The organism is Saccharothrix isguenensis, from assembly GCF_052936305.1.
Genome location: NZ_CP193626.1, coordinates 1,297,457 through 1,322,668, shown reverse-complemented (window position 1 = coordinate 1,322,668; position 25,212 = coordinate 1,297,457). Strand labels below are relative to the sequence as shown.

16 protein-coding genes are annotated in these 25,212 nt (G+C 70.9%); 7 read left to right on the top strand and 9 right to left on the bottom strand.

All coding sequences use genetic code 11. The features are described from left to right. Positions 1-369 precede the first annotated feature (369 nt). Positions 370-897, top strand: coding sequence for a hypothetical protein (locus ACRAKI_RS06425; protein ID WP_447006123.1), 528 nt, complete (start codon positions 370-372; stop codon positions 895-897). A gap of 12 nt (positions 898-909) precedes the next feature. Here the strand turns inward: ACRAKI_RS06425 and ACRAKI_RS06420 are convergent, their stop codons facing one another. Beyond that, complete coding sequence (locus tag ACRAKI_RS06420) at positions 910-1,575, bottom strand: HNH endonuclease (RefSeq protein ID WP_447006122.1); 666 nt, start codon at positions 1,573-1,575, stop codon at positions 910-912. Between the two features lie 153 nt (positions 1,576-1,728). On the opposite strand from ACRAKI_RS06420, the gene ACRAKI_RS06415 reads away from it, so the two are divergent. From ACRAKI_RS06415 to ACRAKI_RS06400, 4 genes are all read left to right on the top strand, one after another. After that, positions 1,729-3,822 (top strand): prolyl oligopeptidase family serine peptidase, encoded by a 2,094-nt coding sequence (locus ACRAKI_RS06415; RefSeq protein WP_447006121.1) that lies wholly within the window; start codon positions 1,729-1,731, stop codon positions 3,820-3,822. A gap of 16 nt (positions 3,823-3,838) precedes the next feature. Further along, the gene (locus ACRAKI_RS06410) at positions 3,839-4,720 is read left to right on the top strand and encodes a mechanosensitive ion channel family protein (RefSeq protein ID WP_447006120.1); all 882 of its coding nucleotides are present in this window, start codon (positions 3,839-3,841) and stop codon (positions 4,718-4,720) included. An 82-nt stretch (positions 4,721-4,802) separates the two neighbouring features. Next, positions 4,803-5,189, top strand: a complete 387-nt coding sequence (locus tag ACRAKI_RS06405; RefSeq protein WP_447006119.1) for a globin — start codon at positions 4,803-4,805, stop codon at positions 5,187-5,189. Positions 5,190-5,246: 57 nt separating this feature from the next. After that, a complete protein-coding gene (locus tag ACRAKI_RS06400) occupies positions 5,247-6,842 on the top strand; it encodes a glycoside hydrolase family 13 protein (protein WP_447006118.1) in 1,596 nt (531 codons plus the stop codon). 155 nt (positions 6,843-6,997) lie between these two features. On the opposite strand, the gene ACRAKI_RS06395 is transcribed toward ACRAKI_RS06400, so the two are convergent. From ACRAKI_RS06395 to ACRAKI_RS06375, 5 genes are read right to left on the bottom strand one after another with little or no spacing between them, the layout of a single operon-like run. Further along, positions 6,998-7,624, bottom strand: a complete 627-nt coding sequence (locus tag ACRAKI_RS06395) for a hypothetical protein (RefSeq protein ID WP_447006117.1) — start codon at positions 7,622-7,624, stop codon at positions 6,998-7,000. Next, entirely contained in the window at positions 7,617-8,048 is a 432-nt protein-coding gene (locus tag ACRAKI_RS06390) for an acyl-CoA thioesterase (protein ID WP_447006116.1), read from the bottom strand. The genes ACRAKI_RS06395 and ACRAKI_RS06390 overlap by 8 nt, the downstream gene beginning before the upstream one ends. Before the next feature lie 51 nt (positions 8,049-8,099). Further along, complete coding sequence (locus tag ACRAKI_RS06385) at positions 8,100-9,017, bottom strand: DNA glycosylase AlkZ-like family protein (protein ID WP_447006115.1); 918 nt, start codon at positions 9,015-9,017, stop codon at positions 8,100-8,102. Next, positions 9,014-10,006, bottom strand: coding sequence for a LacI family DNA-binding transcriptional regulator (locus tag ACRAKI_RS06380; protein WP_447006114.1), 993 nt, complete (start codon positions 10,004-10,006; stop codon positions 9,014-9,016). Before ACRAKI_RS06380 ends, ACRAKI_RS06385 begins: the two co-directional genes overlap by 4 nt. Positions 10,007-10,017: 11 nt before the next feature. Then, positions 10,018-11,568 (bottom strand): glycoside hydrolase family 13 protein, encoded by a 1,551-nt coding sequence (locus ACRAKI_RS06375; protein ID WP_447006113.1) that lies wholly within the window; start codon positions 11,566-11,568, stop codon positions 10,018-10,020. Between the two features lie 119 nt (positions 11,569-11,687). Here ACRAKI_RS06375 and ACRAKI_RS06370 point away from each other — a divergent pair, with 119 nt between their 5' ends. Next, positions 11,688-13,355: a carbohydrate-binding module family 20 domain-containing protein gene (locus tag ACRAKI_RS06370; protein ID WP_447006112.1), complete on the top strand. Its 1,668-nt coding sequence runs from the start codon at positions 11,688-11,690 to the stop codon at positions 13,353-13,355. Positions 13,356-13,652: 297 nt separating this feature from the next. Here ACRAKI_RS06370 and ACRAKI_RS06365 read toward each other — a convergent pair whose 3' ends face one another. After that, complete coding sequence (locus tag ACRAKI_RS06365; protein WP_447006111.1) at positions 13,653-14,306, bottom strand: response regulator transcription factor; 654 nt, start codon at positions 14,304-14,306, stop codon at positions 13,653-13,655. Positions 14,307-14,518: 212 nt separating this feature from the next. Here ACRAKI_RS06365 and ACRAKI_RS06360 point away from each other — a divergent pair, with 212 nt between their 5' ends. After that, entirely contained in the window at positions 14,519-15,646 is a 1,128-nt protein-coding gene (locus ACRAKI_RS06360) for a hypothetical protein (RefSeq protein ID WP_447006110.1), read from the top strand. An 82-nt stretch (positions 15,647-15,728) separates the two neighbouring features. On the opposite strand, the gene ACRAKI_RS06355 is transcribed toward ACRAKI_RS06360, so the two are convergent. Both ACRAKI_RS06355 and ACRAKI_RS06350 read right to left on the bottom strand, forming a co-directional pair. Then, a complete protein-coding gene (locus ACRAKI_RS06355) occupies positions 15,729-20,708 on the bottom strand; it encodes an NAD-glutamate dehydrogenase (protein WP_447006109.1) in 4,980 nt (1,659 codons plus the stop codon). A gap of 192 nt (positions 20,709-20,900) precedes the next feature. Further along, positions 20,901-25,190 carry a hypothetical protein gene (locus ACRAKI_RS06350; protein ID WP_447006108.1) on the bottom strand — a complete coding sequence of 1,430 codons (4,290 nt, stop codon included), beginning with the start codon at positions 25,188-25,190 and terminating at the stop codon, positions 20,901-20,903. Positions 25,191-25,212: the final 22 nt, after the last annotated feature.

Below are 25,212 nucleotides of genomic sequence, written 5' to 3'. Positions count from 1 at the left end.
CGCGGGCGCGGCGGGGCGGGGAGCGATCCCGTGTTCGGCGGTGACCGCGGGGTGGGATGGCGACGCCGGCCGCGACACCGGGTCCACCACCGGCACGACCCCCGTCACCCGACATGGTCGATGTGATCTACACGACCCCTACCTGGGGCAATGTCACCCTGGGTGTCCATTGGTGCCGGATGCACTAGATGGACCGCTCCATCGTTGCAGTGCGTACACCCGGACGGCCTTCCCCCATACGGAGGCGTATGGCGGCCGGTTTGGCGTCTTGCACTGGGCCCACTCGGCTTCTAGCTTTTCACCTGTACGGGTCTTGCGCATCCGATTCCGGATACTAATTCCCGCCCGATGAGTCTCGGAGGACACGACATGTACACCGTGAACCTTGCTCTGGTCGCCGCCCTCACCCTTTCGTCGTACGCCCAACTAGAGCAGAGCGTTACGACCGATCAGCGTCCCGTCGAGCAAGCCGCGTCGGTGCGCATCACGTCCGGGGACTCCATCCGGATGGTCTCCGACGACTCCGCCCGGATCACCGGGGCGTCGGCGCGAGGCTCGGTCCGCATCACCTCCTACGACCACGACTCGGTCCGGATCACCTCCGCCGACCCGGCTTCGGTGCGGATCACCGGTTCGGTGCGCATCACCGGATCGGTCAGGATCACGGGCTCCGTCCGCATCACCGGCGACGACAGCGACTCCGTGCGCATCACCGGCGCGGACAACGACTCCGTGCGCATCACGGGCGACGACAGCGACTCCGTGCGGATCACCGGCGACGGGACGGACTCGGTCAGGATCACCGGCGGCGACAGCGACTCGGTGCGGATCACCGGGACGGAGCCGGGCTCCGTGCGCATCACTTCGGACCGCGAGGGCTTCACCCAGGCGGCGTGACGGACGGAACGCCTAGGCCGCGGGCTCGCCCAGGTAGGGCAGCCACAGCGGGTCGGCTTCGGTGACGCCGGCCAGCAGCCGCCAGTGCGGCCCGCGGGGAGCGTTCGGCACCACGCGCAGGCGCCAGCCCAGCTCCGAGAGGAGCTTGTCGGCCTTGCGGTGGTTGCACTTGGCGCAACAGGCCACGCAGTTCTGCCACGAGTGCGGGCCACCCCGGCTGCGCGGCACGACGTGGTCGATCGTCTCGGCGCGCCCACCGCAGTACGCGCAGCGGTACCGGTCGCGGTGCATCAACCCGGCCCGGGTGAGCGGGACCCGACCGCGGTAGGGCACCCGCACGTAGTTCGCCAGCCGGATCACCGACGGGACGACGACCTCGGACGTCGAGGAGTGGACGACGGCCCCCGCGGGGTCACCGTGCACGACCTCGGCCTTCCCGCACACCACGAGGACCACCGCGCGCCGCAGCGGCAGCGCGGTGAGGGGTTCGAACGTGGCGTTGAGCAGCAAGACCTTGCGTCTACCCCAGGGCAACACCACGGGCGCCTGACCGGCTCCCTGCCCGTCGACCACAGCGTGCACGGACGTGGCCGCGAGCTGTTTTTGGCCGAACGGGGCCGACGACGCGTTCCCGGCGTTCACCAGGGCGCCGATCGGGGTGGGTTGTCGGTCTGGCACGCGACCACCTCCACCGGTTCAGCAATAGCAGACCACAGATCGACCCCAAAAATCACCTGTGATATGCGACGTGTCACGGACCCGAGATCGAAACATCGGGTGAACACACCCCTATCGAAGATGGTTTTCATCAGGGCCGCTACGCTCCCGGGGGTGACTGAGGCCTCCCCCGCAGCGCTGCCTGCGACGATCACCTATCCCGCCGCGGAACGGCTCGACCTCGTCGAGGACCTGCACGGACACGCCGTGGCTGATCCGTACCGCTGGCTGGAAGACGCCACCGACCCCCGCACCGCCGACTGGTCCGCCGAGCAGGACGGGCTGGCCCGGTCGTGGCTGGACGCCATGCCCGGACGTGCCGCGCTGGGCGACCGGCTGGCCGAGCTGATGCGGACCGGGTCCGTCGGCACGCCGGTGTGGCGGGCCGGGCGGTCGTTCTACACCCGGCGGGGGCCGGACCAGGACCACCCGGTGCTGTACGTGCGGGTGGACGGTGTGGAGCGGGTGCTGCTGGACGTGTCGACGGTCGACCCGACCGGGCGGACCACCCTGGACCGGTGGTCGCCCTCCCTCGAAGGTACGCGTCTGGCCTACCAGCTCTCCGTGGGCGGAGACGAGCACTCGCTGCTCCACGTCGTGGACGTCGACTCCGGCGAGTTGCTGGACGGACCCGTCGACCGCTGCCGGTACTCGCCGGTGGCCTGGCTGCCGGGCGGTGAGGAGTTCTTCTACGTCCGCCGGGTCGACCCGGCGCTGGTGCCCGAGGACGAGCGGCAGTTCCACCGGCGGGTGTGGCGGCACCGGGTCGGCGCGCCGGCCTCGGACGACGTGAACGTGCACGGTGACGGCCTCGACCACACGTACTACTACGGGGTGTCCCTGTCCGAGGACGGGCGGTGGCTCCTGGTGAACGGCGTGCCGGGGACCGTGCGGCGGGACTCGGTGTGGATCGCCGACCTGCACGGGTCCGGCGAGCTGGAGCCGGTGGTGTCGGACGACGACGGCGTGCAGTGCGCGGCGTGGGTCGCCCCGGACGGTCGGCTCTACCTGCGGACCAGCCTGGACGCGCCGCGGTTCCGGCTGTGCGTGGCCGATCCGGAGGCGCCCACCGAGTGGACCGAGCTGGTGCCGGAGCAGCCGGACTCGGTGCTGGACGCGGTGACGTGGCTGGACGGGGCGCTGGTGCTGCTGCGGACCCGGCACGCGGTGTCGGAACTGCACCTGCACTCCCCCGACTCGGGCGCGCACCTGCGGGAGGTGCCGTTGCCGGGGACGGGGTCGCTGCACGGGTTGTCCACCGTCGACGCGCTCACGGTTGCGGACCGGGACGTCCTGTGGTTCGGGTGGTCCGACTTCACAACGCCCATGTCGGTGTACCGGTACTCGCTCTCCAGCGGCCGGACGGAGCTGGAGGAGGCGGCGCCCGGAACGGTCGCCCTGCCGCAGGTATCCACACAACAGCTCTCGTACACGTCGTCCGACGGGACCGTCGTGCGAATGTTCGTGGTGTCCGGGGAACAGCACCCGGACCTGCCCCGGCCCACGTTGCTCACCGGGTACGGCGGGTTCGCGGTCGGGCGCGGGCCGGGGTACAGCGCGACGACGTTGGCGTGGGTCGAGGCGGGCGGCGTGTGGGCGCACGCGTCGCTGCGGGGCGGCGACGAGGAGGGAGAGGAATGGCACCAGGCCGGGATGCGGGAGCGGAAGCAGAACGTGTTCGACGACTTCCACGCGGCGGCCGAGAAGCTGATCGAGGACGGGTGGACCACGCCGCAGCAGCTGTCGATCACCGGCGGGTCGAACGGCGGGCTGCTGGTCGGTGCGGCGGTGACGCAGCGACCGGAGCTGTACGCGGCGGCGGTGTGCTCGGCGCCACTGCTGGACATGGTGCGGTACGAGAAGTTCCTGCTCGGACGCCTGTGGGCGGAGGAGTACGGGTCCGCGTCCGTGCCGTCGGAGCTGGCGTGGCTGCTCGACTACTCCCCGTACCACCGGGTGCTACCCGGTGTTGAGTACCCTTCGGTCCTGTTCACGGTCTTCGAGTCGGACAGCCGCGTGGACCCCAACCACGCCCGGAAGATGTGCGCGGCGCTCCAGCACGCGACGTCGAGTGATCCGACCAAGCACCCAATGCTGCTCCGCCGCGAGACCGAGGTGGGGCACGCGGGCCGATCGGTGAGTCGGTCGGTCGGCCTGGCCGTGGACCAGCTGAGCTTCCTGGCCTGGGCGACCGGCCTCGAATTGTGAGTGGAGGACAGAGCAGGTGAACGTGGAGGCGACCCTCGCCGTCGAGTGGTGGGTGGTCAACGGGCCGAAGATCGCGGAAGGCGGGCTGCGGATCGCGTTGACCGTGGTCATCGCGGTGGTTGTCCGCTTCCTGCTCCGCAGGCTGATCGACCGGATGACCCGCGGCAACGGCGGCCGGAAGCCCAAGCTGCTCAGGCCGCTGCGGGAGCGTGCGCCGCAGACCCTGGGCGCGCTGGTCTCCGAGCGGCGCGAGCAGCGGGCCAAGACCATCGGCTCGGTGCTCAAGTCCTTCATCACGATCATCGTGTTCGGGATCGCCTTCATCCAGATCCTCACCGAGATCGGCATGAACCCCGCGCCGATCCTCACCTCGGCGGGCATCCTCGGCGTGGCCATCGGTTTCGGCGCGCAGAACCTGGTCAAGGACTTCCTGTCCGGCATGTTCATGATGCTGGAGGACCAGTACGGCGTCGGCGACGTGGTCGACCTCGGTCCCGCGACCGGCACGGTCGAGTCGGTGGCGCTGCGGATCACCACGATCCGCGACACCAACGGCACCGTCTGGTACGTCCGCAACGGCGAGATCCTGCGGGTCGGCAACTCGTCGCAGGGGTTCGCGGTGGCGGTCGTCGACCTGCCCCTCGGCTACGGGGCGAACCTGTCCTCGGCCGCCGAGGTGCTGGCCAAGGCCGTGATCGCGGCGACGGACGAGGAGTCGCTGGCCAAGGACGTCATCGACAAGCCGCAGGTGCTCGGTGTGGAGAAGGTCACGCCCGAGGGCATCACCATGCGGGTCACGGTGAAGGTGCGGCCGGGCAGGCAGTGGGCGGTCCAGCGCGCGCTGAGGGCCAAGCTGATGCCCGCGCTGGAAGAGGCGGGCATCTCGCTGAAGTCGTAGGCCTCCGGCCCGGACCCCGCCCGGACCCCGCCCAGGCCCCTGCGCGTGGGCTTCCGGTCCGGGATTGAGGCAGGATGGAGGGGTGACCACTCCTCCGGAGAACTTCTACGAAGCAGTGGGCGGGTACGAGACGTTCCACAAGATCGTCGCGCGCTTCTACGAGGAAGTGGCCCACGATCCCGTCCTGCGCCCGATGTACCCCGAAGAGGACCTGGGCCCCGCCGAGGAGCGTTTCCGGCTGTTCCTCATGCAGTACTGGGGCGGGCCGCACACGTACTCCGACACCCGCGGTCATCCTCGGTTGCGGATGCGCCACGCTCCGTTCGTGATCGGTCCCATCGAGCGGGACGCGTGGCTGCGGTGCGCCAAGGTGGGGGTCGACTCTGTTGATCTCTCCCCGGAGCACCGTGCGCAGCTCTGGGCCTATCTGGAGATGGCAGCCAACAGCATGATGAATGCCTGGGTGTGATTCTTGATCGCCCGAACGTGGTCTTGGTGTCCGTCGCGAATGGCAGGATGACGTCTCGTGCGACGATCCTCCGATCTACAACCAGAGATCGCCGACGAGTCCGCCTGGTGGCGTGACGCCGTCTTCTACCAGGTCTACGTCCGGTCCTTCGCCGACTCCAACGGTGACGGGGTGGGCGACCTCGACGGCATCCGCTCCAGGCTCGGCTACCTCGAACTGCTCGGCGTGGACGCCCTGTGGCTCACACCGTTCTTCACCTCGCCCATGGCCGACCACGGGTACGACGTGGCCGACCCGCGCGACGTCGACCCGCTGTTCGGCGACCTGGCCGCGTTCGACCGGCTGGTCGCCGAGGCGCACGAGCACAACCTCAAGGTCACCATCGACCTCGTGCCGAACCACACCAGCGACCGGCACCCGTGGTTCCAGGCCGCGCTGCGGGCCGGGCCGGGGTCGGTCGAGCGGGACCGGTACGTGTTCCGGGACGGCGGCGGGTTCGACGGGTCCGTGCCGCCCAACAACTGGCCCAGCCAGTTCGGCGGACCGGCGTGGACGCGCGTGCCGGACGGGCAGTGGTACCTGCACCTGTTCGCGCCCGAGCAGCCCGACCTGAACTGGGACAACCACGAGGTCTCGGCGGACCTGGCGCGCACGCTCCGGTTCTGGATGGACCGCGGCGTGGACGGGTTCCGGATCGACGTGGCGCACGGGATGGCCAAGCCCTACGGGTTGCCGAACATCGACCCGCGGGCCGAGCTGGGCGCCGGCGTGATGCACGACAACTCGCTGGACCCCCGGTTCGACAACGACGGGGTGCACGAGGTGCACCGGATGATCCGCAAGGTCATCGACGAGTACCCGGGCCGGATGGCCGTCGGCGAGGTCTGGGTCAAGGACGACGAGCGGTTCGCCCGGTACGTGCGGCCCGACGAGCTGCACCTGGGGTTCAACTTCCGGCTGGTCGAGGCGCCGTTCGACGCGGACGGCGTGCGCACGGCGATCGAGCACTCGCTGGGTGCGGTGCGCGGGCTGGACACGCCGCCGACCTGGACGTTGTCCAACCACGACGTGACGCGGCACGTGACGCGGTACGGCGGTGGCGCGATCGGCGCACGTCGGGCGCGGGCGATGACGCTGGTGGAGCTGGCACTGCCGGGCGTGGTCTACCTGTACAACGGCGAGGAGCTGGGGCTCCCGGACGTTGAGCTGCCGGACTGGGCGTTGCAGGACCCGATCTGGCTGCGGTCCAAGCACACCCAGCGCGGCCGTGACGGCTGCCGCGTGCCGCTGCCGTGGGAGGGCGACACGCCGCCGTTCGGGTTCTCGCAGGCGCCCACCACCTGGCTGCCGCAGCCGAACGAGTGGGCGGGGTTGACCGCCGAGTCGCAGCTGGAAGACCCGGAGTCGATGCTGTCGTTCTACCGGCACGCGCTGGAGCTGCGGAAATCACGCGGCGAGTTCAGCGGTGACGAGCTGGAGTGGTACGGCGCGCCGGCCGGGTGCTTCGCGTTCCGGCGCAAGGGCGGCGGCTTGATCTGCGCGCTCAACACCTCCGGCGGCCCCGTGCCGCTGCCGCCCGGTGAGGTGCTGCTGGCCAGCGGCCCGATGGACGGCAACCAGCTGCCGCCCGACACGGCCGTCTGGCTCGCCTAGCGCCACGGCCGTCGCTCCGCGGTTGTCGTTCTGCGGTTGTCGTTCTGCGGTTGTCCACAGGCAGCCCGCGAGCGCCACGGAGTGTCGGTCCCTTGTGGCAGGGTTGAAGCAGGGGTCCCCTGGGTGGGACCCCTGCGTGAGCTTGCTGCCGCCCATCAGACCAGCAGGGGCAGCATGGAGTGCCGGCGGCGGACCACCGCGCCGAAGCGGGCGTCGATGCGCATCCACGAGTCGGTGGCCGTGATGCGCACGTCGTCACCGCCCAGGAAACCCATGCCGGACAACGCGAACAGGCACCGCATCGGCACCTTCACGTCCAGCCCCGAACCGCTCACCGTGAGCACCGTCTGATCCAGCAGCGACGCGGGCGGCGTGCCGCGCGGACCGGCGTTCTCGCGCGCCACCTCCACGCCCTTCTCCGCCAACTCCGCCACGACGCTGCCGGGCAGCCGGTCCACCGGCAGCCAGCCCGTCGACGGCGGCAGCGCCGAACGCCACATGATGTCCCGCGCCGGACCGGGGTCGACGGTCTCGCTGCGCACCACGGCCAGGCCGGTGAGCAGGTCGGTCCCGGACACCGTGACGTCGTCCGGGGTGATCTGCCCGGCGACGGTCCGGGTGGCCAGCGCGTCGAACGGCGTCGCCACCCAGGCGTCCACCAGGTCGCCGGACGCGCGGTTGCGCAGCCGCACCACGGCCTGGGCGTCCAAGCGCACGGCTCGGGCGACGAAAGCGCCGAGGTCATCCCGCTCGGCGGGGTCGGCGAGGACCAACTCAGGCACCATTACCTCCGGCACGCCAGCCCGCGAGGAAGTCCCGCTCGGCTTCGAGGAGACGGCGCGGACGTCCGGCCGCCAGGTTGTAAGGGACCATGAGGGTCTCCGCCTTCGTGACGACAGCGCTGCCCTCGCGGCGGTCTTCGCGGACCGCGTAGTCCAGCGTGAAGGACGCCGACTTCAGCTCCCGCACCGACATCTCGACCTCGATCTCACCGCCGGTGAAGACCAGCGGCGCGAGGTAGTCCACGACCAGCCGGGCCACCACCACGCCCTTCGCCATGTCCGGCACGCCCTGCCGGGTCGCCTCGGTGAACAGCAGGTCGATGCGCGCCTCTTCCAACAACGTCACCGTGTTGGCGTGGTTGACGTGACCGTAGGCGTCCATGTCCGACCAGCGCGGTCGCACACCTGTGACGAACACACCCAACTTGAACGCGCCTCCCGGTTTCGTTGCGGTGGCAGTGACCCTATCCACGTGCTACACCCACGTTAAGGCGGCATCCACCTGGAGGAATCGGCCCAGGTCGGCGACCTCGTCCGCCAGGTCGGGCCGCGGGCCGAACGGGTGCACGGCGATGGTCGCCCCGTCCCGCCGCCACACCGCGACCACCCGGCCGTCCACCACGACCTGCGGGGTGAGGAAACCGCCGCCGGTCTGGACGAGCGGCGCGTGCTCCGGGTCCAGCGCCGCGGAGCGGTCGCGGTAGCCGAGCAGGTAGGGGTCGAAGTGGCCGAGCATGCGGACCGTGCCGTTCGGCTCGGACGGTTCGCCGGTCACCTCGGGCAGGTCCTTCAGCTGCCGCTTGGGCAGGCCGCTCCACGCGGCGAAGTCGTCGGGTGTCGCCGGGCCGTAGGCACGCCGGTAGCGCCGCCACAGCTCGTCCACACCCCGGGGTTCGCAGTCGACGCGCAGGAGCCGGTAGGTGTCGTCCTGCCCCCGGCACAGCACACCGGAGTGCGCGGCGAACGCCAGCAGGTGGGCCGGCGCCTGCGACTTCGGGTCCAGCACGATGCCGACGTCGGCCAGGCGGCGGACGAGTTCGGCTCGTTCCAGCGGCTCCGTCAGCACTTCGCGGAGCGCCGGCAGCGCGCGCTGGCACAGCTCGTCGGTGAGGCCCAGCTGGTCGCGGCGACGTCGTCCGGCGGCGATGAAGGTCGGCCCGAGGAGGTCCACGACCCACAGGTCGTTCTCGTGCAGCAGGTGGAGGGTGCCGCGCATGGCCCACGTGCGCACCAGAGGACCGTCCAGGCACCGGACGCCCCTGGCGCGCGCGGCGAGCCGTGCGGCGGGCATGTCCTGGGCCTGCAACGCGAAGACGGACGTGAAGAGGTCCGTCACGTCGGCCGCCGGATGCGAGAGCCGTTGCGCCCGCATCCGCTGGGCGAGCACGGTCATCTGGGTCGGGCGCCCGTCGAGCCGCGCACCACCAGCTCGGGCTGGAACACGAACTCCGCGTGCGGTGCGGGCGTGCCGCCGATCTCCTCCAGCAACGCGTGCACGGCGGCCTGCCCCATCGCCTCGACCGGCTGGCGGATCGTGGTCAGCGGCGGGTCGGCGAACACGATCAGCGGCGAGTCGTCGAAGCCGACGACGGAGACGTCGCGCGGGACGGTGAGACCCCGCTGGCGGGCCGCGCGGATCGCCCCGAACGCCATCAGGTCGCTGCCGCAGACGATCGCCGTGCAGCCGCGGTCCAGCAGCGCGTTGGCGGCGGCCTGCCCGCCTTCGACCGTGAACAGGGAGTGCTCGACCAGGTCGGACGCCTGCGGGCGGACGAGCGTGAAGCCCTCCACCATGCGTTGGGCGGGCACGAACCGCGGCGGGCCGACCGCCAGCCCGATCGCCTCGTGGCCGAGCTCCAGCAGGTGCGTGACGGCGAGCCGGGCAGCCACCCGGTTGTCCACCGACACGAACGGCGCGGACACCTGGTCGGTGTAGCCGTTGATCATCACGAACGGCACGCCGCGCCCGGCCAGCTTCACGTACCGGTCCTTGTCCGCCGTCGTGTCGGCGTGCAGCCCGGACACGAAGACGATGCCGGTGACGCCCCGGTCCACCAGCATGTCGGTCAGCTGGTCCTCGGTGGAGCCGCCGGGTGTCTGCGTGCAGAGCACCGGCGTGTAGCCGTCGCTGGTCAGCACCTGCTCGATGACCTGCGCGAACGCCGGGAAGATCGGGTTGTTCAACTCGGGGATGATCAACCCGATCAACCCGGCGCTGCGCTGGCGGAGCCTGGCCGGGCGCTCGTAGCCGAGCACGTCCATCGCGGCGACGACGGCCTGGCGGGTGGTCGCGGACACGCCTGGCTTGCCGTTGACCACCCGGCTGACCGTCGCCTCGCTCACGCCTGCCTGGGTCGCGATGTCACTCAGCCGCGCTGTCACACCGTGTGACTCTACGGGCGCGAGAGCCACACGGTCGTGTCTACCGGCACGAGGACGTCCGTTCCCTCGGTAGCGCAACCACCCGAGGACAGCAGCACGCCGCCGTCCGCCGGCAGCCGTGCCACGTCCGGACCGAAGTTCACCACGCACGTGAAAGCGCCACGGCGGAACGCCAACACGCCCTCGGGCACGTCCAGCCACTCCACCTCGGAGCCCGCGCCCAGGTCCGGGTGCTCGTGCCGGAGGCGCAGCGCGCTGCGGTACAGCTCCAGCACCGAGTTCGGGTCGCCCTGCTGCGCGGCGACGCTGAGCCCCGCCCAGTCCGCCGGCTGCGGCAGCCACGAACCGCCGTCGCCGAAGCCGAACGACGGGCCGTCCGGCGTCCACGGGATCGGCACGCGGCAGCCGTCACGGCCCCGGTCGGTGTGCCCGGACCGCTCCCACACCGGGTCCTGGAGGACGTCCTCCGGCAGGTCCAGCACCTCGGGCAGGCCCAGCTCCTCGCCCTGGTAGACGTACGCGCTGCCGGGCAGGGCGAGCATCAGCAGAGCAGCCGCCCGCGCCCGCGCCACGCTGCCGTACCGCGTCACGTGCCGCTGCACGTCGTGGTTGGACAGCACCCACGTCGTCGGCGCGGCCACCGGCGCCATCGCGGCGAGCGAGTCGTCGATGACCTGCTTGAGGTCGGCGGCGCTCCACTCGGCGGTCAGGTAGTGGAAGTTGAACGCCTGGTGCAGCTCGTCGGCGCGCAGGTAGCGCGCGGTGCGCTCGGGGCTCGGCGTCCACGCCTCGGCCACGCCGATCCGGCTGCCGGGGTACGAGTCGAGCACCTTGCGCCAGTCGCGGTAGATCTCGTGCACTCCGTCCTGGTCGAAGAACGGCAGCGCTTCGGTGCCCAGCAGCTTGAGGTGGCCGGGCGTGCCGACGTCCGGCAGACCGTCGGCCTTGATCATCCCGTGGGCCACGTCGATGCGGAAGCCGTCCACGCCGAGGTCGAGCCAGAAGCGCAGGACGTCCAGGAACTCCTCCCGCACCTCCGGCTGGTCCCAGTTCAGGTCGGGCTGCTCGGGCGCGAACAGGTGCAGGTACCACTGGCCGTCGGCGGTCTTCGACCAGGCGGGGCCGCCGAAGACGGACTCCCAGTCGTTCGGCGGCAGGTCGCCACGGCCGTCGCGGAAGTGGTAGCGGGCGCGTTCCGGCGAACCCGGCGCGGCTTCGAGGGCCTGCCGGAACCACTCGTGCTGGTCGCTCGTGTGGTTCGGGACGATGTCCACGATCACCCGGATGCCGAGCTCGTGCGCGTCGTCCACGAGGGCCTTCGCGTCGTGCGTGGTGCCGAACTGCGGGTCGACCTCGCGGTAGTCGGCGACGTCGTAGCCGCCGTCCGCCATCGGGGACTTGTAGAACGGCGTGATCCACACCGCGTCCACGCCCAGTTCGGCGAGGTAGGGCAACCGGGAGCGGATGCCGGGCAGGTCACCGACGCCGTCGCCGTTCGAGTCGGCGAAACTGCGCACGTAGACCTGGTAGATGACGGCCTCGCGCCACCAGTCCTGCGTCATGGGGTGTGTCCTTCCGGATCGGTTCCGCGCCGGTGGGCAATGAAATACTTTGCAAGTGTTTTCAGCAAGTCTGCCGGCTGGTATGACCTAAAGCACACCCCTGCCAGCGAGGAGACATCGTGGTTTCCCTCAGCCGACGCGCCTTGTGCGCGATAGCCGTACTGCTGTTCAGCCTGTTGGCCGTACCGCAAACTTTTGCGGCTCCCCCATCCGCCAAGGACGTCACCGCGACTCTGTTCCAGTGGCCGTTCGCGCGGGTCGCCGCCGAGTGCACGAACGTGCTCGGACCGAAGGGCTACGGGTTCGTGGAGGTGTCACCGGCCACCGAGCACATCCAGGGCTCCCAGTGGTGGACCACCTACCAGCCCGTCAGCTACCGCATCGCCGGACGCCTCGGCAACGAGACCGCGTTCCGCAACATGGTGAACACCTGCCACGCGGCGGGCGTGAAGGTCATCGCGGACGCGGTGATCAACCACATGAGCGCCGGGTCCGGCACGGGCACCGGCGGTTCCCAGTACACGAAGTACAACTACCCCGGCATCTACAGCGACCCGGACTTCCACTCCTGCCGGTCGCGCATCAGCGACTACCGCAACCGCTACGACGTGCAGAACTGCGAGTTGGTCGGGCTGTCGGACCTCGACACCGGCAGCGACTACGTGCGGGGGCGGATCGCGTCCCACCTGAACCACCTGATCTCGCTCGGCGTGGACGGGTTCCGGATCGACGCGGCCAAGCACATGCCGGCGGCAGACCTGTCCGCGATCAAGTCGCGGCTGAGCAACCCGGGTGTGTACTGGGTGCACGAGGTGATCTACGGGGCCGGCGAAGCGGTGCAGCCCGGCGAGTACACCGGGTCGGGTGACGTGGACGAGTTCCGGTACGCGTACGACATCAAGCGGATCTTCAACAACGAGAACCTGGCGTACCTGAGCACGTTCGGGCAGTCGTGGGGCTACCTGCCGAGCGGGCAGGCGCGGTCGTTCGTGGACAACTGGGACACCGAGCGCAACGGGTCGACGCTGACGTACAAGGACGGGTCCACCTACACGTTGGCGAACGTGTTCATGCTGGCGTGGCCCTACGGTTCGCCGAACGTGTACTCGGGGTACGAGTTCTCGGACCACGACGCCGGACCGCCTTCGGGGTCCGAGTGCTACACGTCGGGGTGGAAGTGCCAGCACCGGTGGACGCAGATCTCGTCGATGGTGCAGTTCCGGAACGCGGTGGCCGGGACGTCGGTGGTGAACTGGTGGGACAACGGCGGCGACGCGATCGCGTTCGGCCGGGGTGGCAAGGGATTCGTGGCGATCAACCGGGAGTCCTCGTCGTTGACGCGGACGTTCCAGACCTCGCTGCCCGCCGGGTCCTACTGCAACGTGCAGCGGGACGGGTGCGTGGCGGTGACCGTGGGGTCGAACGGCCAGTTCACGGCGACGTTGGCGGCGGGTGAGGCGTTGGCGCTGCACGTCGGTGCGACTGGTGGTGGCACTCCGCCGCCCGCCGGGACGGCGACGTTCGCGGTGAACGCCACGACGTCGTTGGGGCAGAACATCTTCGTGGTGGGCGACCACGCGTCGCTCGGCGCGTGGAACACGGCCAACGCGGTGGCCCTGTCGTCCGCCACGTACCCGACTTGGCGGGGCTCGGTGTCGCTGCCGGCGGGGACTTCGTTCCAGTACAAGTACATCAGGAAGGAGTCGAGCGGGGCGGTGACGTGGGAGAGCGGGGTGAACCGCACCGCCACTGCCCCCGTGGCGCTGTCCGACACCTGGCGCAACTAGCTCCGCCGGGCTCAACGGCTCGACTGTTCAACGGCTCACCAGGCACACCGGAGTCAACGGCTCACCAGCTTGGCGGGGGCGCGCTTCGCAGGCGTCCCCGCCAAGGGACCCCTGTCTTGATTTTACCGACGGGGTCCGACAATTCCGGGGCTTCGGTTCCCCGGAGCCGGCTCAGTGGCGCACTCCCGGGCACCTCGGTGGGCAACTCTCAGCGCCCAAGCTGACGACTCACGGTGCCTGACCGCGCGACTCGCGGTGCTGGACCGGAGGACTCGCGGTGCCTTTGCGGCGGGTGGGTCAGGCGACGCGGGTTGTGGCGATCAGGCCGTCTTCGAGGGCGCGTTGGTAGAGCTCCACTGTGGAGCCCGCGGTGCGGCCGGCGGCGCGGTACTTGCCGCGGATGCGTTCCAGGTACGTCTTCACCGTGCCCTCGGACAGGCCCAGCGAACGGGCCACCGCGCGGCGGGTCCGGCCCTCGGCGACACCGCGCAGCACCTCCACCTCGCGCTCCGACAAGACCGGCCGCCGCGAGGGCACCGCCAGCAGGACCCCCTGGGCTAACAGCCGGGTCAGGTAGTGCCCGCCACCCGCCACCGCCACCACCGCGTCGACCAAGTCCGACAACGGCGCCCGCTTGGACACGTAACCCCTGGCTCCCGCAGCCAAAGCGGCACGCACGACGTGCGGTGTCTCGTCGGCACTGTGCACGATCACCCGCACACCGGCCGCCACCAGCCGGGAGACCGCCTGCACGGGGTCGGCGGGCGACGGGTCCAGCAGCACCACAGCGGGCAACCGGCCACCGATCACCAGGTCCGCCACCGAGCGCACCGCCGCCACCACCCTGATCCGCCGGCCCGGCTGGTCCTCCAGCCAGAGCGCCGCCCCGTCGCGGTACATCGAGTGGTCGTCGACGAGCCCCAACTCGATCGGCACGCACTCGTCCGGCACGCTGCCTCCATCCGTCCTGTCATGCTGTTGTCACCCGTTTGACGCGCGAGAGGGCTCGCGGTTGGCCCCGGCGATCGGCTTTGACGCCAAAAGGCTGCGGGTCGACCGGCGGACAGCCGATGAGGGCCGAACCGCCGACTCGCCACCAGAGCGGTCTGCCCGCACTCTCAGGGCCGGTCCGGCAAGGGCCGGCCCAGGACAAGGGAGAGCACATGCGCAGACTCGTCACCCCGGTGGTGGTGGCCCTGGTCGCGGCGACAGCCGTCGTGACCGCGGGAACCGCGAACGCCGACCCGGGCCCGGTCGCCGGCGCCGGGTACGTCTGGGCGAACAGCCCGACCGCGGCGTCGTACACGCCCGACCCGACGTACCAGATGAACAGCGTCGGCACGACGATCAGAAACACGATCACGAGACACGGCACCGGGCACTACACGGTGCGCTTCACCAGGCTCGGGGTGTCCGGCGGCGTCGCCCACGCCACCGCCTACGGCAACCACACGCACCAGTGCAAGCCCGACACCTGGGTCGCGACCGGCGGCGACCAGAACGTCGTCGTCCGCTGCTTCACGCTCGCCGGCGCGCCGGTCGACAGCATGTTCACGGCGAGCTTCACCAACAAGCGGGTATGGCCCGGGTTCGACTACGGCCAGACCTACCCCGGCGCCTACGTCCACTCGACCAACGCCACCAGCGCGAACTCCACGCCGCCGTACCACCAGCAGTTCAACTCGGCGGGCATGACCAACACGGTCGCCCGCACCGGCGTCGGCACCTACGCCGTCTTCCTGCCCGAGATCGGGCGCACCACCAGCGGCGGGCGCGCCCGGGTGACGGCGGCCGGTTACGGCGCCACGCGCTGCAAGATCGTGAACTTCGGCTGGACGACGCCGTCCTCGACCATCCGGGTCAACATCCGGTGCTTCAACACCGCCGGCACCCCGACCGACTCGCGCTTCTCGATGACCTTCACCGACCGGACGAACACCCTCGGCCTCAACGGCTGCTGCAACCCGGACGGCCACCAGTCCGCCTACGCGCTGGCGAACAACGCCACCGCCGCGTCGTACACGCCGAGCCTGTCCTACCAGCACGAAGTCCCGTCGGGCGGCGCGACCGCGAGCCGTGCCGGCACGGGCAACTACTCCATGAAGTTCACCAACGCCGACCTCGCCACCGGCAACGTGCAAGTGGCCGCCACCGGCTGGGACGGCGAGTTCTGCAAGGTGAACCACTGGAACACGAGCACCGGCATCAACGTCCGCTGCTTCAGCCCCACGGGCGCGCCCGTGGACACCCCGTACGAGATCGAGTACACCGGCCCGTGGCTCCTGGGCTGAGCCGCTGACCCGCTGACCGTCCGAACCCGCTGAACCGCTGACCGGTCGGGCGTCCCCACGTCGGGACGCCCGACCGTCGTCGTCAGCGGATCAAGCTGCGGACCTGGCGGGCCGCGACGGACAGGGTGGCCAGGTCGAGCTTGGACACCCGGTTGATCTCTTCGAGCGCGGCGCGGGCACGGCCCAGGCGGGACGAGTTCGCCTGCTCCCACTGCTCGATCTTCTCCTCCGCGCTGTCACCCGGCTCGGACGACCGCAGCACGTCGACCGTGATCGAGCGCAGCGACGAGTAGAAGTCGTCCCGCAACGCCAGGCGCGCCAACGCGTGCCAGCGGTTCAGGCGTTCCAGGCTCGACACGGAGCTGAGCATCCGGTCCACGTCCAGGTGCTCGGACAGCGCGAAGTACAGCTCGGCCGTCTCCTCGTGCGTCCGCTCACGACCGGTCGAACCCTCGCCCTCCTCGCGCTCGGCGAGTTCCGCGACCTCCGTGACGTCCAGCAGCCCGTAGGTGAACAGCAGCCCGGCGATCCGACGCGCCAGCCCCACCGGCACGCCGTGCGCCACCAACTGCTCGACGTGGTCGATCACGGTCTGCTTCTCGTGCCCCTTGAGCATGTCGATCGTGCGCGGCACCAGTGCGCCGACCACGGGGGCGAACCGGCTGATCGTCGACCCGACCGCGAGCGGCTGGGGGCGGTTGGTCAGCAGCCAGCGCGACGCGCGGTCCAGCAGGCGACGGGTCTCCAGCACCATGTCGTCCTGGACGTCGGTCGGGATGACGTTGTCCAGCGCCCGGATCTCCCGCCACACCGTCGGCAGGTCGTAGATCGCCGTCACCACCGTGTACGCGCGCACCGCGTCCGTCGCCGACGCGCTGGTCTCCTCGGCCAGCCGGAACGCGTACGACACGCCACCGCCGTCCACGACCTCGTTGACCAGCACCGTGGTGATGATCTCGCGGGCCAGCGGGTGGTTGGCGATGGCGTCGGCGAACCGTTTCCGCAGCTCGCTGGGGAAGTAGTCGGGCAGCCTGCGGGCCAGCACGTCGATCGACGGCAGGTCGCTGGCGAGCACCTCCTCCTTCAGCGCCAGCTTGACGTGCGCCAGCAACGTCGCCAGTTCCGGTGACGTCAGCCCGTCACCCGCCTTCTCCAGCGCCTTGAACTCCGCCACGCTGGGCAGCGCCTCCAGCGTGCGGTCGAGCGCGCCCCGCTTCTCGAGGTCGGCGACGAGCCGCGCGTGGACCGAGAGCATCGGCGCGGCGTGGGCGCGGGAGATTCCGAGCACGAAGTTCTGCGAGTAGTTGTCGCCCAGCACGAGGTCGCCGACCTCGTCGGTCATCTGGCCCAGCAGCTCGTTGCGCTGCCGCTGGTCGAGCCTGCCGTCGCGGACCAGCTCGTCCAGCAGGATCTTGATGTTGACCTCGTGGTCGGAGCAGTCCACGCCGGCCGAGTTGTCCAGCGCGTCCGTGTTGATCTTGCCGCCGTGCCCGTCCGGCCCGCCCGAGCGGGCGAACTCGATCCGGCCGCGCTGGGTGAGGCCCAGGTTGCCGCCCTCGCCGATGACCTTCACCCGCAGGTCCGCGCCGTCGACCCGGATCGCGTCGTTGGCCTTGTCCCCGACCTCGGCGTGCGACTCGGTGCGCGCCTTGACGTACGTGCCGATGCCGCCGTTCCACAGCAGGTCCACCGGCGCCAGCAGGATGGCCTTCATCAGCTCCTGCGGCGACAGCTTCACCACGTCCTCCGGCAGGCCCAGGGCCTCCCGGACCTGGGTGCGGACCGGGATCGACTTCATCGAACGCGGCCACACGCCGCCGCCCTCGCTGATCAGCGTGCGGTCGTAGTCGTCCCAGGACGAGCGGGGCAGCTCGAACAGCCGCTTGCGCTCGGCGTAGGAGGTGGCCGCGACCGGGTTGGGGTCGATGAAGATGTGCCGGTGGTCGAACGCGGCCACCAGCCGGATCCGGTCGGACAGCAGCATGCCGTTGCCGAACACGTCACCGGACATGTCGCCGACGCCGACGACCGTGAACTCGTCCGACTGCGTGTCCGTGCCCAGCTCGCGGAAGTGCCGCTTCACGCTCTCCCACGCGCCCTTGGCGGTGATGCCCATCGCCTTGTGGTCGTAGCCGACCGAGCCGCCGGACGCGAACGCGTCGCCCAGCCAGAAGCCGTAGGACTTCGACACCTCGTTCGCGATGTCGGAGAACGCCGCGGTGCCCTTGTCCGCCGCGACCACCAGGTACGCGTCGTCGCTGTCGTGCCGGACGACCTGCGGCGCGGGGATGACCGCGCCGGAGTTCAGGTTGTCGGTCAGGTCCAGCAGGCCGGAGATGAACTGCCGGTAGCAGGCGATGCCCTCGGCCAGGAGCGCCTCGCGGTCCGCACCGGGGTCGCCCGTGGTCGCCGGCGGCTTCTTGACGACGAACCCGCCCTTGGCACCGACCGGCACGATCACCGCGTTCTTCACCGCCTGTGCCTTCACCAGGCCCAGGATCTCGGTGCGGAAGTCCTCGCGCCGGTCGGACCAGCGCAGACCGCCTCGCGCCACCGGGCCGAACCGCAGGTGCACGCCCTCGATCCGCGGCGAGTACACGAAGATCTCGAACCTCGGCCGCGGCTGCGGCAGGTCCGGGATCGCGCGCGGGTCGAGCTTCACCGCCAGGTACGGGCGCGGGTTGCCGTCGTCGTCGCGGACGAAGTAGTTCGTGCGCAGCGTGGCCTGCACCAACGTGAGCAGGCTGCGCAGGATGCGGTCCGCGTCGAGGCTGGTCACGTCGTCGATCATCTTCGTGATCGCGCCGACCAGGTGCTCGGTGTGGTCGGCGCGGTCCTCGTCGGTCAGGCCCGGGTCGAACCGCGTCTCGAACAGCCGCACCAGGGCGGTGGCGACCTCGGTGTGCGCGAGGACGGCGTCCTCGATGTAGTCCTGGCTGTACGGGGTTCCCGCCTGGCGCAGGTACTTGGCGTAGGCGCGCAGCATCGCCGCCTGCTGCCACGTGATGCCGGCCCTGAGCACCAGCGTGTTGAAGCCGTCCACCTCGGCCTCACCGCGCCAGGCCGCGTCGAACGCGTCCTGGAAGCGGGTGCGGACCGAGTCCATGTCGTCGATGGACAGCTTCTCCAGCGTGCCCTGGTCGATGCGCAGGCCGAAGTCGTAGATCCAGCACTCGACGCCGTCGTCGCGGGACAGCTCGTACGGGCGCTCGTCCACCACGACCACGCCCATGCGCTGCAACATCGGCAGCACGTCGCTGAGCGTCAGCCGGGCCCCCACCAGGAACAGCTTGAACCGCCGTTCACCCGGGTCGGCGTCGCGCGGCGTGTAGAAGGCCAGGTCCAGGTCACCCGGGCGCAACGCCTCGATGCGCCGGAAGTCCGCCAGGCCGTCCGCCGCGGTGAAGTCCTCCTTGTAGGCCTCCGGGAACGCCGCGGCGATCCGCTGGCCCTGCTCGGACGACGACTCCGTGCCCAGACCGGCGCCGCGGTCCTCCACGACCGCCTCGGCCATGCGGTCGTCCCACGTGCGGACCGCCTCGGCCAGCAGCTGCTGGATGTAGGCGGTGTCCGGCTCGCTCTGGCGGACCGGGTCGGTGTGCACGGTGAAGTGCACGCGGGCCAGCGCGGACTCGCCGATTCGCGCGCTGTACTCCAGGTTCACGCCGCCGAGCTGGTCGATCAGGACTTCCTGCATGGCCAGCCGCGACGTCGTGGTGTAGCGGTCGCGCGGCAGGTAGACCAGGCACGAGTAGAAGCGGCCGTACGGGTCGCGGCGCAGGAAGAGCCGCAGCCGGCGGCGCTCGGCCAGCGCGATCACGCCCGTGACGGTCTGGTACAGCGTGTCCGTGTCGACCGAGAACAGCTCGGTGCGCGGGTAGTTCTGGATCACTTCGAGCATCCGCTGGCCCGAGTACGAGTGCAGCGGGAAACCGGCGCGGTGGATCACGTCGCGGACCCGGCGCTCGACGGCCGGGATGTCCAGCACGTCCTCGTGCAGCGCCGTGGTGGAGAAGACGCCGAGGAACCGGTGCTCGCCGGTCACGTTGCCCTCGGCGTCGAAGGTCTTCACGCCGACGTAGTACGGGTAGACCGAGCGGTGGACGCTCGACTGCGCGCTGGCCTGCGTCAGGACGAGCAGTTCGGGTGACAGTGCCTGCGCGCCCGCGTCCGGGCCCGCGGTGAGGCTGCGTGCCGCGAGGCTGTCCTGTCTGAGCACGCCCAGGCCACTGGCCAGGACCGCGCGTTGGGCCGGTTCGCCTTCCGTCGCGGGGTCGTCGCGGACCAGCTCGTACTGGCGGTAGCCGAGGAACGTGAAGTGGTCGTCCGCCAGCCAGCGCAACAGCTTCGCGCCGTCCATGACCTCGTGGTCGGGCAGCGGCGGCGGGTCGGACTCCAGCTGCTCGGCCAGGTGGAGGGCCGTGCCGGCCATCTTGTCGGTGTCCTCGACGACCTCACGGACGTCGTTGAGGACGGTGTGCAGCTTGGCTTCCAGCTCACGCGCCCGGTCGGGGTCGGTGAGCAGGTCGACCTCGATGTACATCCAGGATTCGGCGATCGCCTCACCCGGCGGGTCGGCCGGGTCGGCTTTCGGCAGCACCTCCTGGAGGGTGCCCGTCACCACGTCCCGGCGCACCACGACGATCGGGTGCACCACGCGCTGCACCTGCACACCGCCGCGGGTCAGCTCGGAGGCGACCGAGTCGACCAGGTAGGGCATGTCGTCGGTGACGACCTGCACCACCGTGGCCGGGCACGTCCAGCCGTCGTGGTCGCGGGTCGGGTTGAGGATCCGCACCACCGGGCGGCCGGGCACCCGTGTCTCGGCGAGCTGGTAGTTCGAGCGCACCGCACCCACCAGGTCCACCGGGTCGTCGTCGTTGACTTCCTCGGCGGGGACGTGGCGGTAGTACAGGCGGATCAGGTCGGCGAGCTCGGGGGCGTTGGCGGCGGCCCGTTCGATCAATTCGTCACGAGCCTGTTCAGGACTGGCCGTGCGGGCCGCGCCGACGTCGTGGCGGGCGGCTGGCTCGGATCGGGACGGGACTCCAGTCGGGGTCATGTTCACGCGGCTCCACAGTATCCGGTACCTCTGTGTACCGGGTCCGCGCACCACTAAACCAGACGGGCCCGAACCCGTTCGCCGCACCTCACACTGAATCGAACCACTTGCCCGAAAGTAGCAAAATGACTACAGGTCGGGTCATTTCCCGCTTTGTTACTCGCGGGAAACCTTATTAGAACCTCAAATTGTTCAGCCGGGAAGTGTCCAGGTGTCGAACCGGGGTGCGGGTTCGACGCGCTGGATGGGGGCGGTGGTCTCGGCGGCGGACTCGGGCGGGGGGCCGACCGGTGTGATCGGCACGGTGTCCTCGTCCACCCGGCCGGCGGCTTCGTCCTCCCGGCGGGCGTCCTCGTAGGCGACCAGTGCTTCGGCCAGGAGTTCGGCGAGGCTGAGGTCGCTCTTGTGGCGACGTGAGGCGCGGGTGACGCTGGGTGAGTCGGAAGCCGGCGGCGGCGGTTCGACGATGGCGGGGAGGTCGATCGTCTTGCCGCCGACGACGACCGCGGTGACGAACGGACTCTTGGTCGGGTCTTCGGCCTGGGCCGGGTCCTCGGTCGGGGTGACCGCAGGGGTGCCGACAGAGGTGTTGGCACGGGTCTCGGCAGCCGGGCCGTCGACCGGGGCACCGGCCGGGACCGCGACGGGGTCTCCGGCTGGGACGTCGGCAGCCGGCGAGGCGGTCGGGGCGTCGGCCGTGACACCGGTCGGGACCTCGGCCGAAGCGGTGTTCGGTTCAGGCTCCGGTTCTGCGTTCGGGGCAGCGCTGAGGGCTGTGTTCGGGCCAGTGTTCGGAGCGGTGCTCGGGGCCTCGACCGGGGCGTCGTCGTGCTCGACGTCGGCCGCGCTGAGGAAGCCGGTAGACCCGACCTGCGACGGCGGGGCCACCTCGGGCGACGGATTCGACGGAACCGGATCGGGAACGGGCACAGGCGGGACCTGGTCGGGCTCCGGAACGGTGGGCACCTGGTCCGGCTCAGGTTCCGGCTCAGGCGTGGACTGGTCCTGCTCGGGCACCGTCGCCATGGCCGGGAAGTTCGGCGACGGCGACGCGAAGTCCGGCACGGGCGGCGCCGGGTAGTCGGGCGGATCGGGCACCCGGGCGGTGGGGATGACCGGACCCTTCACGAAGGCCGCGCCAAGGCCCACCGGCGGCACGTCGTCGCGCGCGGCGGGCTGGACCATCATCGGGGAGTCGAACATGTCGATGGACGGTTCCTCGGTGCGCAGCCGTTGCGGCGCCTCCACCCGCCACTGCACCGACTCCGACCCGATGACCGCCGAAGTCTCCGCCTCAGCCGGGGCCTGTGCCTCAGCCCCACCCGGGAGCTGCGCCTCAGGACCCGTGGCGGAAACGGCGGCCTCCTCCTCGGCATCCCGAGCCCGCCGACGCCCGCCGGCACGGTGCGAATCGAGGAGGCCGGCGGCCTTCAACGTGTCCAGCACGTTGGCGTCCGACCCTTGGTCGCCGGAGGAACGCTCGTCCTCACCGTCAGCGGCCTCACGAGCCCGCCGACGCCCGCTGCGCACGACTCCGGCGGCAGCGATCAACCCGGCCGCGGGCACACTCCGCTCGCCAGTCTCGTTTCCCCCGGTCGCAGGAGGGGCCTCCACCGCCTCCGCTCCGCTCACTTCGCTTCCGACGCCGGATTGACCAGCGGCAATCCCCTGGCCACCGTCCGCGGACCTCCCGCTGAACCCACTTCCGGCAATGTCCGAATAGGCCTCGCCAATTCCCCCACCGGTCCCGACATCCGCCGAACCGGAAGAAGTGATGGATTGGTCCGCCACAGCCGACTCCAAGTCACCAGCCGACAACGGCCCTCGCCCCACCACGCCGGCACCAGCGCCACCGCCGGCCGAACCACCACCACCACCTGCGAAACCACCGCCGGCCGAACCACCGCCGTGCGGCGCACCTCTCAACCCGCCGCCACCAGACCCAACGCCCTCGGCGTTCCCGTGCCGCGCGACACCGGGCGCACCGGATCCACTCCCCGCCGCGCCGCCTGGATGGACACCAGCCCCACCGGCACCAGTCTCAGCACCACCAGGGGGCGGGGCAACGCCTGGCAAAACCTCGCGACCCAACCGGCCATCGCCAAGCCCCGCGCCACCGCCCTGACCAGCATTCGGCGCGGCGGGAACATCCTGCGCGATCCCGAATCCCCCGCCACCACCAAGCCCAGCCCCAGTGCCGCCCACGAAGCCACCGGCGAACGCAGGACGCCCGCCCAACGCAGCCGGGCCTGGATGCTCACCACCAACACCAACAGGACCATCGGCCGACACCGCAGGGTCCCGACCGACAGCGCCGGACGTGCCCGCGGTCAACGCGGCGGAACCATGGCGCCCGCCACCGACAGGACCGGCAGGACCGCCACTTGGCGGGGGGAAATCATGGCGCGCAACGTCGGAACGGCCATCCGCGGACACAGCCGATCCTTGACGAACAGCACCACCGAACCCGCCGCCCACCACCGAGGGCTCATGGCGCGCAACGCCGGCGGAGCCGTCGGCCGACGCTGCGGACTCGCCGGGTCCACCGCTGACAGGGCCACCGGCCAGGGCGGCGGAGTCGTCGCGCGCAGCAGCAGGACTATCGCCCACCGCCGGCGAATCGCGGCGAGCCGCGCTGACAGGACCGGTGGCCGACATGGCGGGACCGTTGGCCCCAGCGCCGGCAAGACCACCGGCAGGACTACTGGCCGGCGCGGCGGGATCTTGGCGGGCTGCGGTCGTCGGGCCACCGGCCGACTCGGCAGCGACTTGGCGCGCGGTGTCGACTAGGTCAGGGGTCGGTGTGGCGGGTTCGTCACGGGTGCTGTCGGCGTTCCGGCCCGCATCGGCGTTCGGGCCCGCATCGGCACCGGCGTCCGCAGTCGCGGGAGGGCTCGCGGGGTCGCGGGTCGGTCCGGTGCCGCCGGCGAAGGCGGAGGCCTGGGGGTCGGGGGTGGGGGGTGGAGACACGGGTGAGTCCGGCCTTGCCTGGCCGCTCCTCGCGTGTTCCGGCCGTCCCTGCGTGGGCGCGGTGTGGGGCGGGAACGGTGGGGCGGGAACCGGCTGGGCCGGGAACGGCTGGCTGGGTTGCGAGCCTGCGGGTTGGCGGTGGCCTCCTGGCTGGAGCTTCACCTCTTGCGGCTCCACCTCTTCGGGGCCGCCGAACAGTTGCGCGTCTCCCGACGCCTCCCCGCCTCCGAACGGCTGCACCAAGCGCCAACGGTCGGCGGCGTGTGCCCTGGCGGCAGAGATGCCTTCCGCGGTCATGTCCTCCGCCGCACGGCGGGAGCGCTTGACGCGCACGCCCTCGTTGCGGTGCATCTGCACCGGGCGCCACTGGCGGAGTTGTTGCTTGGCCTCGGGCGCCAGCTCGGTCTCCGAGGGAGCCGGTGCGGGTTGGGCTCCGGTGCGGAGGAGGGCTCCCAGTTCGTCGTGCAGGTTGCCGGCCGGCCGGCGGTGGACTCCGGAGAACTCGGCAGCCAACCTCGCCCGCACCGCGTAGACGGCCCTCGCCCTCCTGCGTTCGGCCGCGTGGGCCGAGCGCAGGTTGGCCAACGCCTCCGTGAGGTTGCCGGCCACCTCGTGGACGTGCGCAAGAGCCAGGAGGCTTTCCGCCAGGAGCAGGTCCAGCTGGTGGCGCTCCGCGCTGTCCGCCGTGTCGCGGAGCAGGTCGCGTGCCTGGTCGACCCGCCCCGCCGGGAGGTGGACCCTGGTGGCCAGGGCCAGCCGCAGCCAGCCCGTGGTGGACGCGGACGGCGCTCGCACCGGCCGTTCCAGGAGCGGGGTGCCGATCTCCGACGCCTCACCCGGCTTGTTCAGGTCCAGCAGGCCGCAGACCAGCTCGACGGTGAGCCTGCCGCGCACCTGGCCGTTGTCCGACTCCGCCTCCTTCAGGCGGTCCAGCAGGGCAAGGCCGTCGCGGCACGCCGCCGTCGCCGCCTGCAGGTCGCCCCAACGGCGGTGTTGGCCACCGGCGGCGGCACGGAGCAATGCGCGGTGCAGCAGGGTCGTGTCGTGGTCCAGCAGCGGGTCGGCCTGGTAGAGCTGGTCCGCTTCGTCCAAGGCCCGGGACAGGGCCTCGCCACGCCCCACCGAGACCAGGCACTCGCTGGCCTGGACGAGCGCGGCGGCCCGGAGGCCCAGAGGGACGTTCTCGGCTTCGAGAACGGGACGGACGGCGGCGAAGCCCGTCAGGGGTGCTCCTACCGACCTGGCGCTGTCCGCCAGTTCGACGCGCAGCCGCCAGGCCGTCTCCTGCTCGGACCCGGACTCGGCCGCCTTGAGGGCGTCCAACGCCCGGTCCGCGGTCCGGACGCCCCTGCCCATGCGATTGCTCGCGAAGACCACCAGGGCCTCCGCGCGCAACCTGTCCGCCTCGTCGCGGCGGGCCGAGGCGAGGGCGACGGCGCGCTCGCCCAGCACCAGAGCAAGCTCCGGTGCCCGCCAACGCAGCCGCCAGGCGGGCACGACCAGCGTGCTCACCTCGACGTCCGCTCGCGCCTCG

Coding starts and splice junctions, on each gene's coding strand:
- ACRAKI_RS06425 (WP_447006123.1), top strand. CDS start 370: ATGTACACCGTGAACCTTGCTCTGGTCGCCGCCCTCACCCTTTCGTCG.
- ACRAKI_RS06385 (WP_447006115.1), bottom strand. CDS start 9,017: ATGACCGTGCTCGCCCAGCGGATGCGGGCGCAACGGCTCTCGCATCCG.
- ACRAKI_RS06375 (WP_447006113.1), bottom strand. CDS start 11,568: ATGACGCAGGACTGGTGGCGCGAGGCCGTCATCTACCAGGTCTACGTG.
- ACRAKI_RS06360 (WP_447006110.1), top strand. CDS start 14,519: ATGCGCAGACTCGTCACCCCGGTGGTGGTGGCCCTGGTCGCGGCGACA.
- ACRAKI_RS06355 (WP_447006109.1), bottom strand. CDS start 20,708: ATGACCCCGACTGGAGTCCCGTCCCGATCCGAGCCAGCCGCCCGCCAC.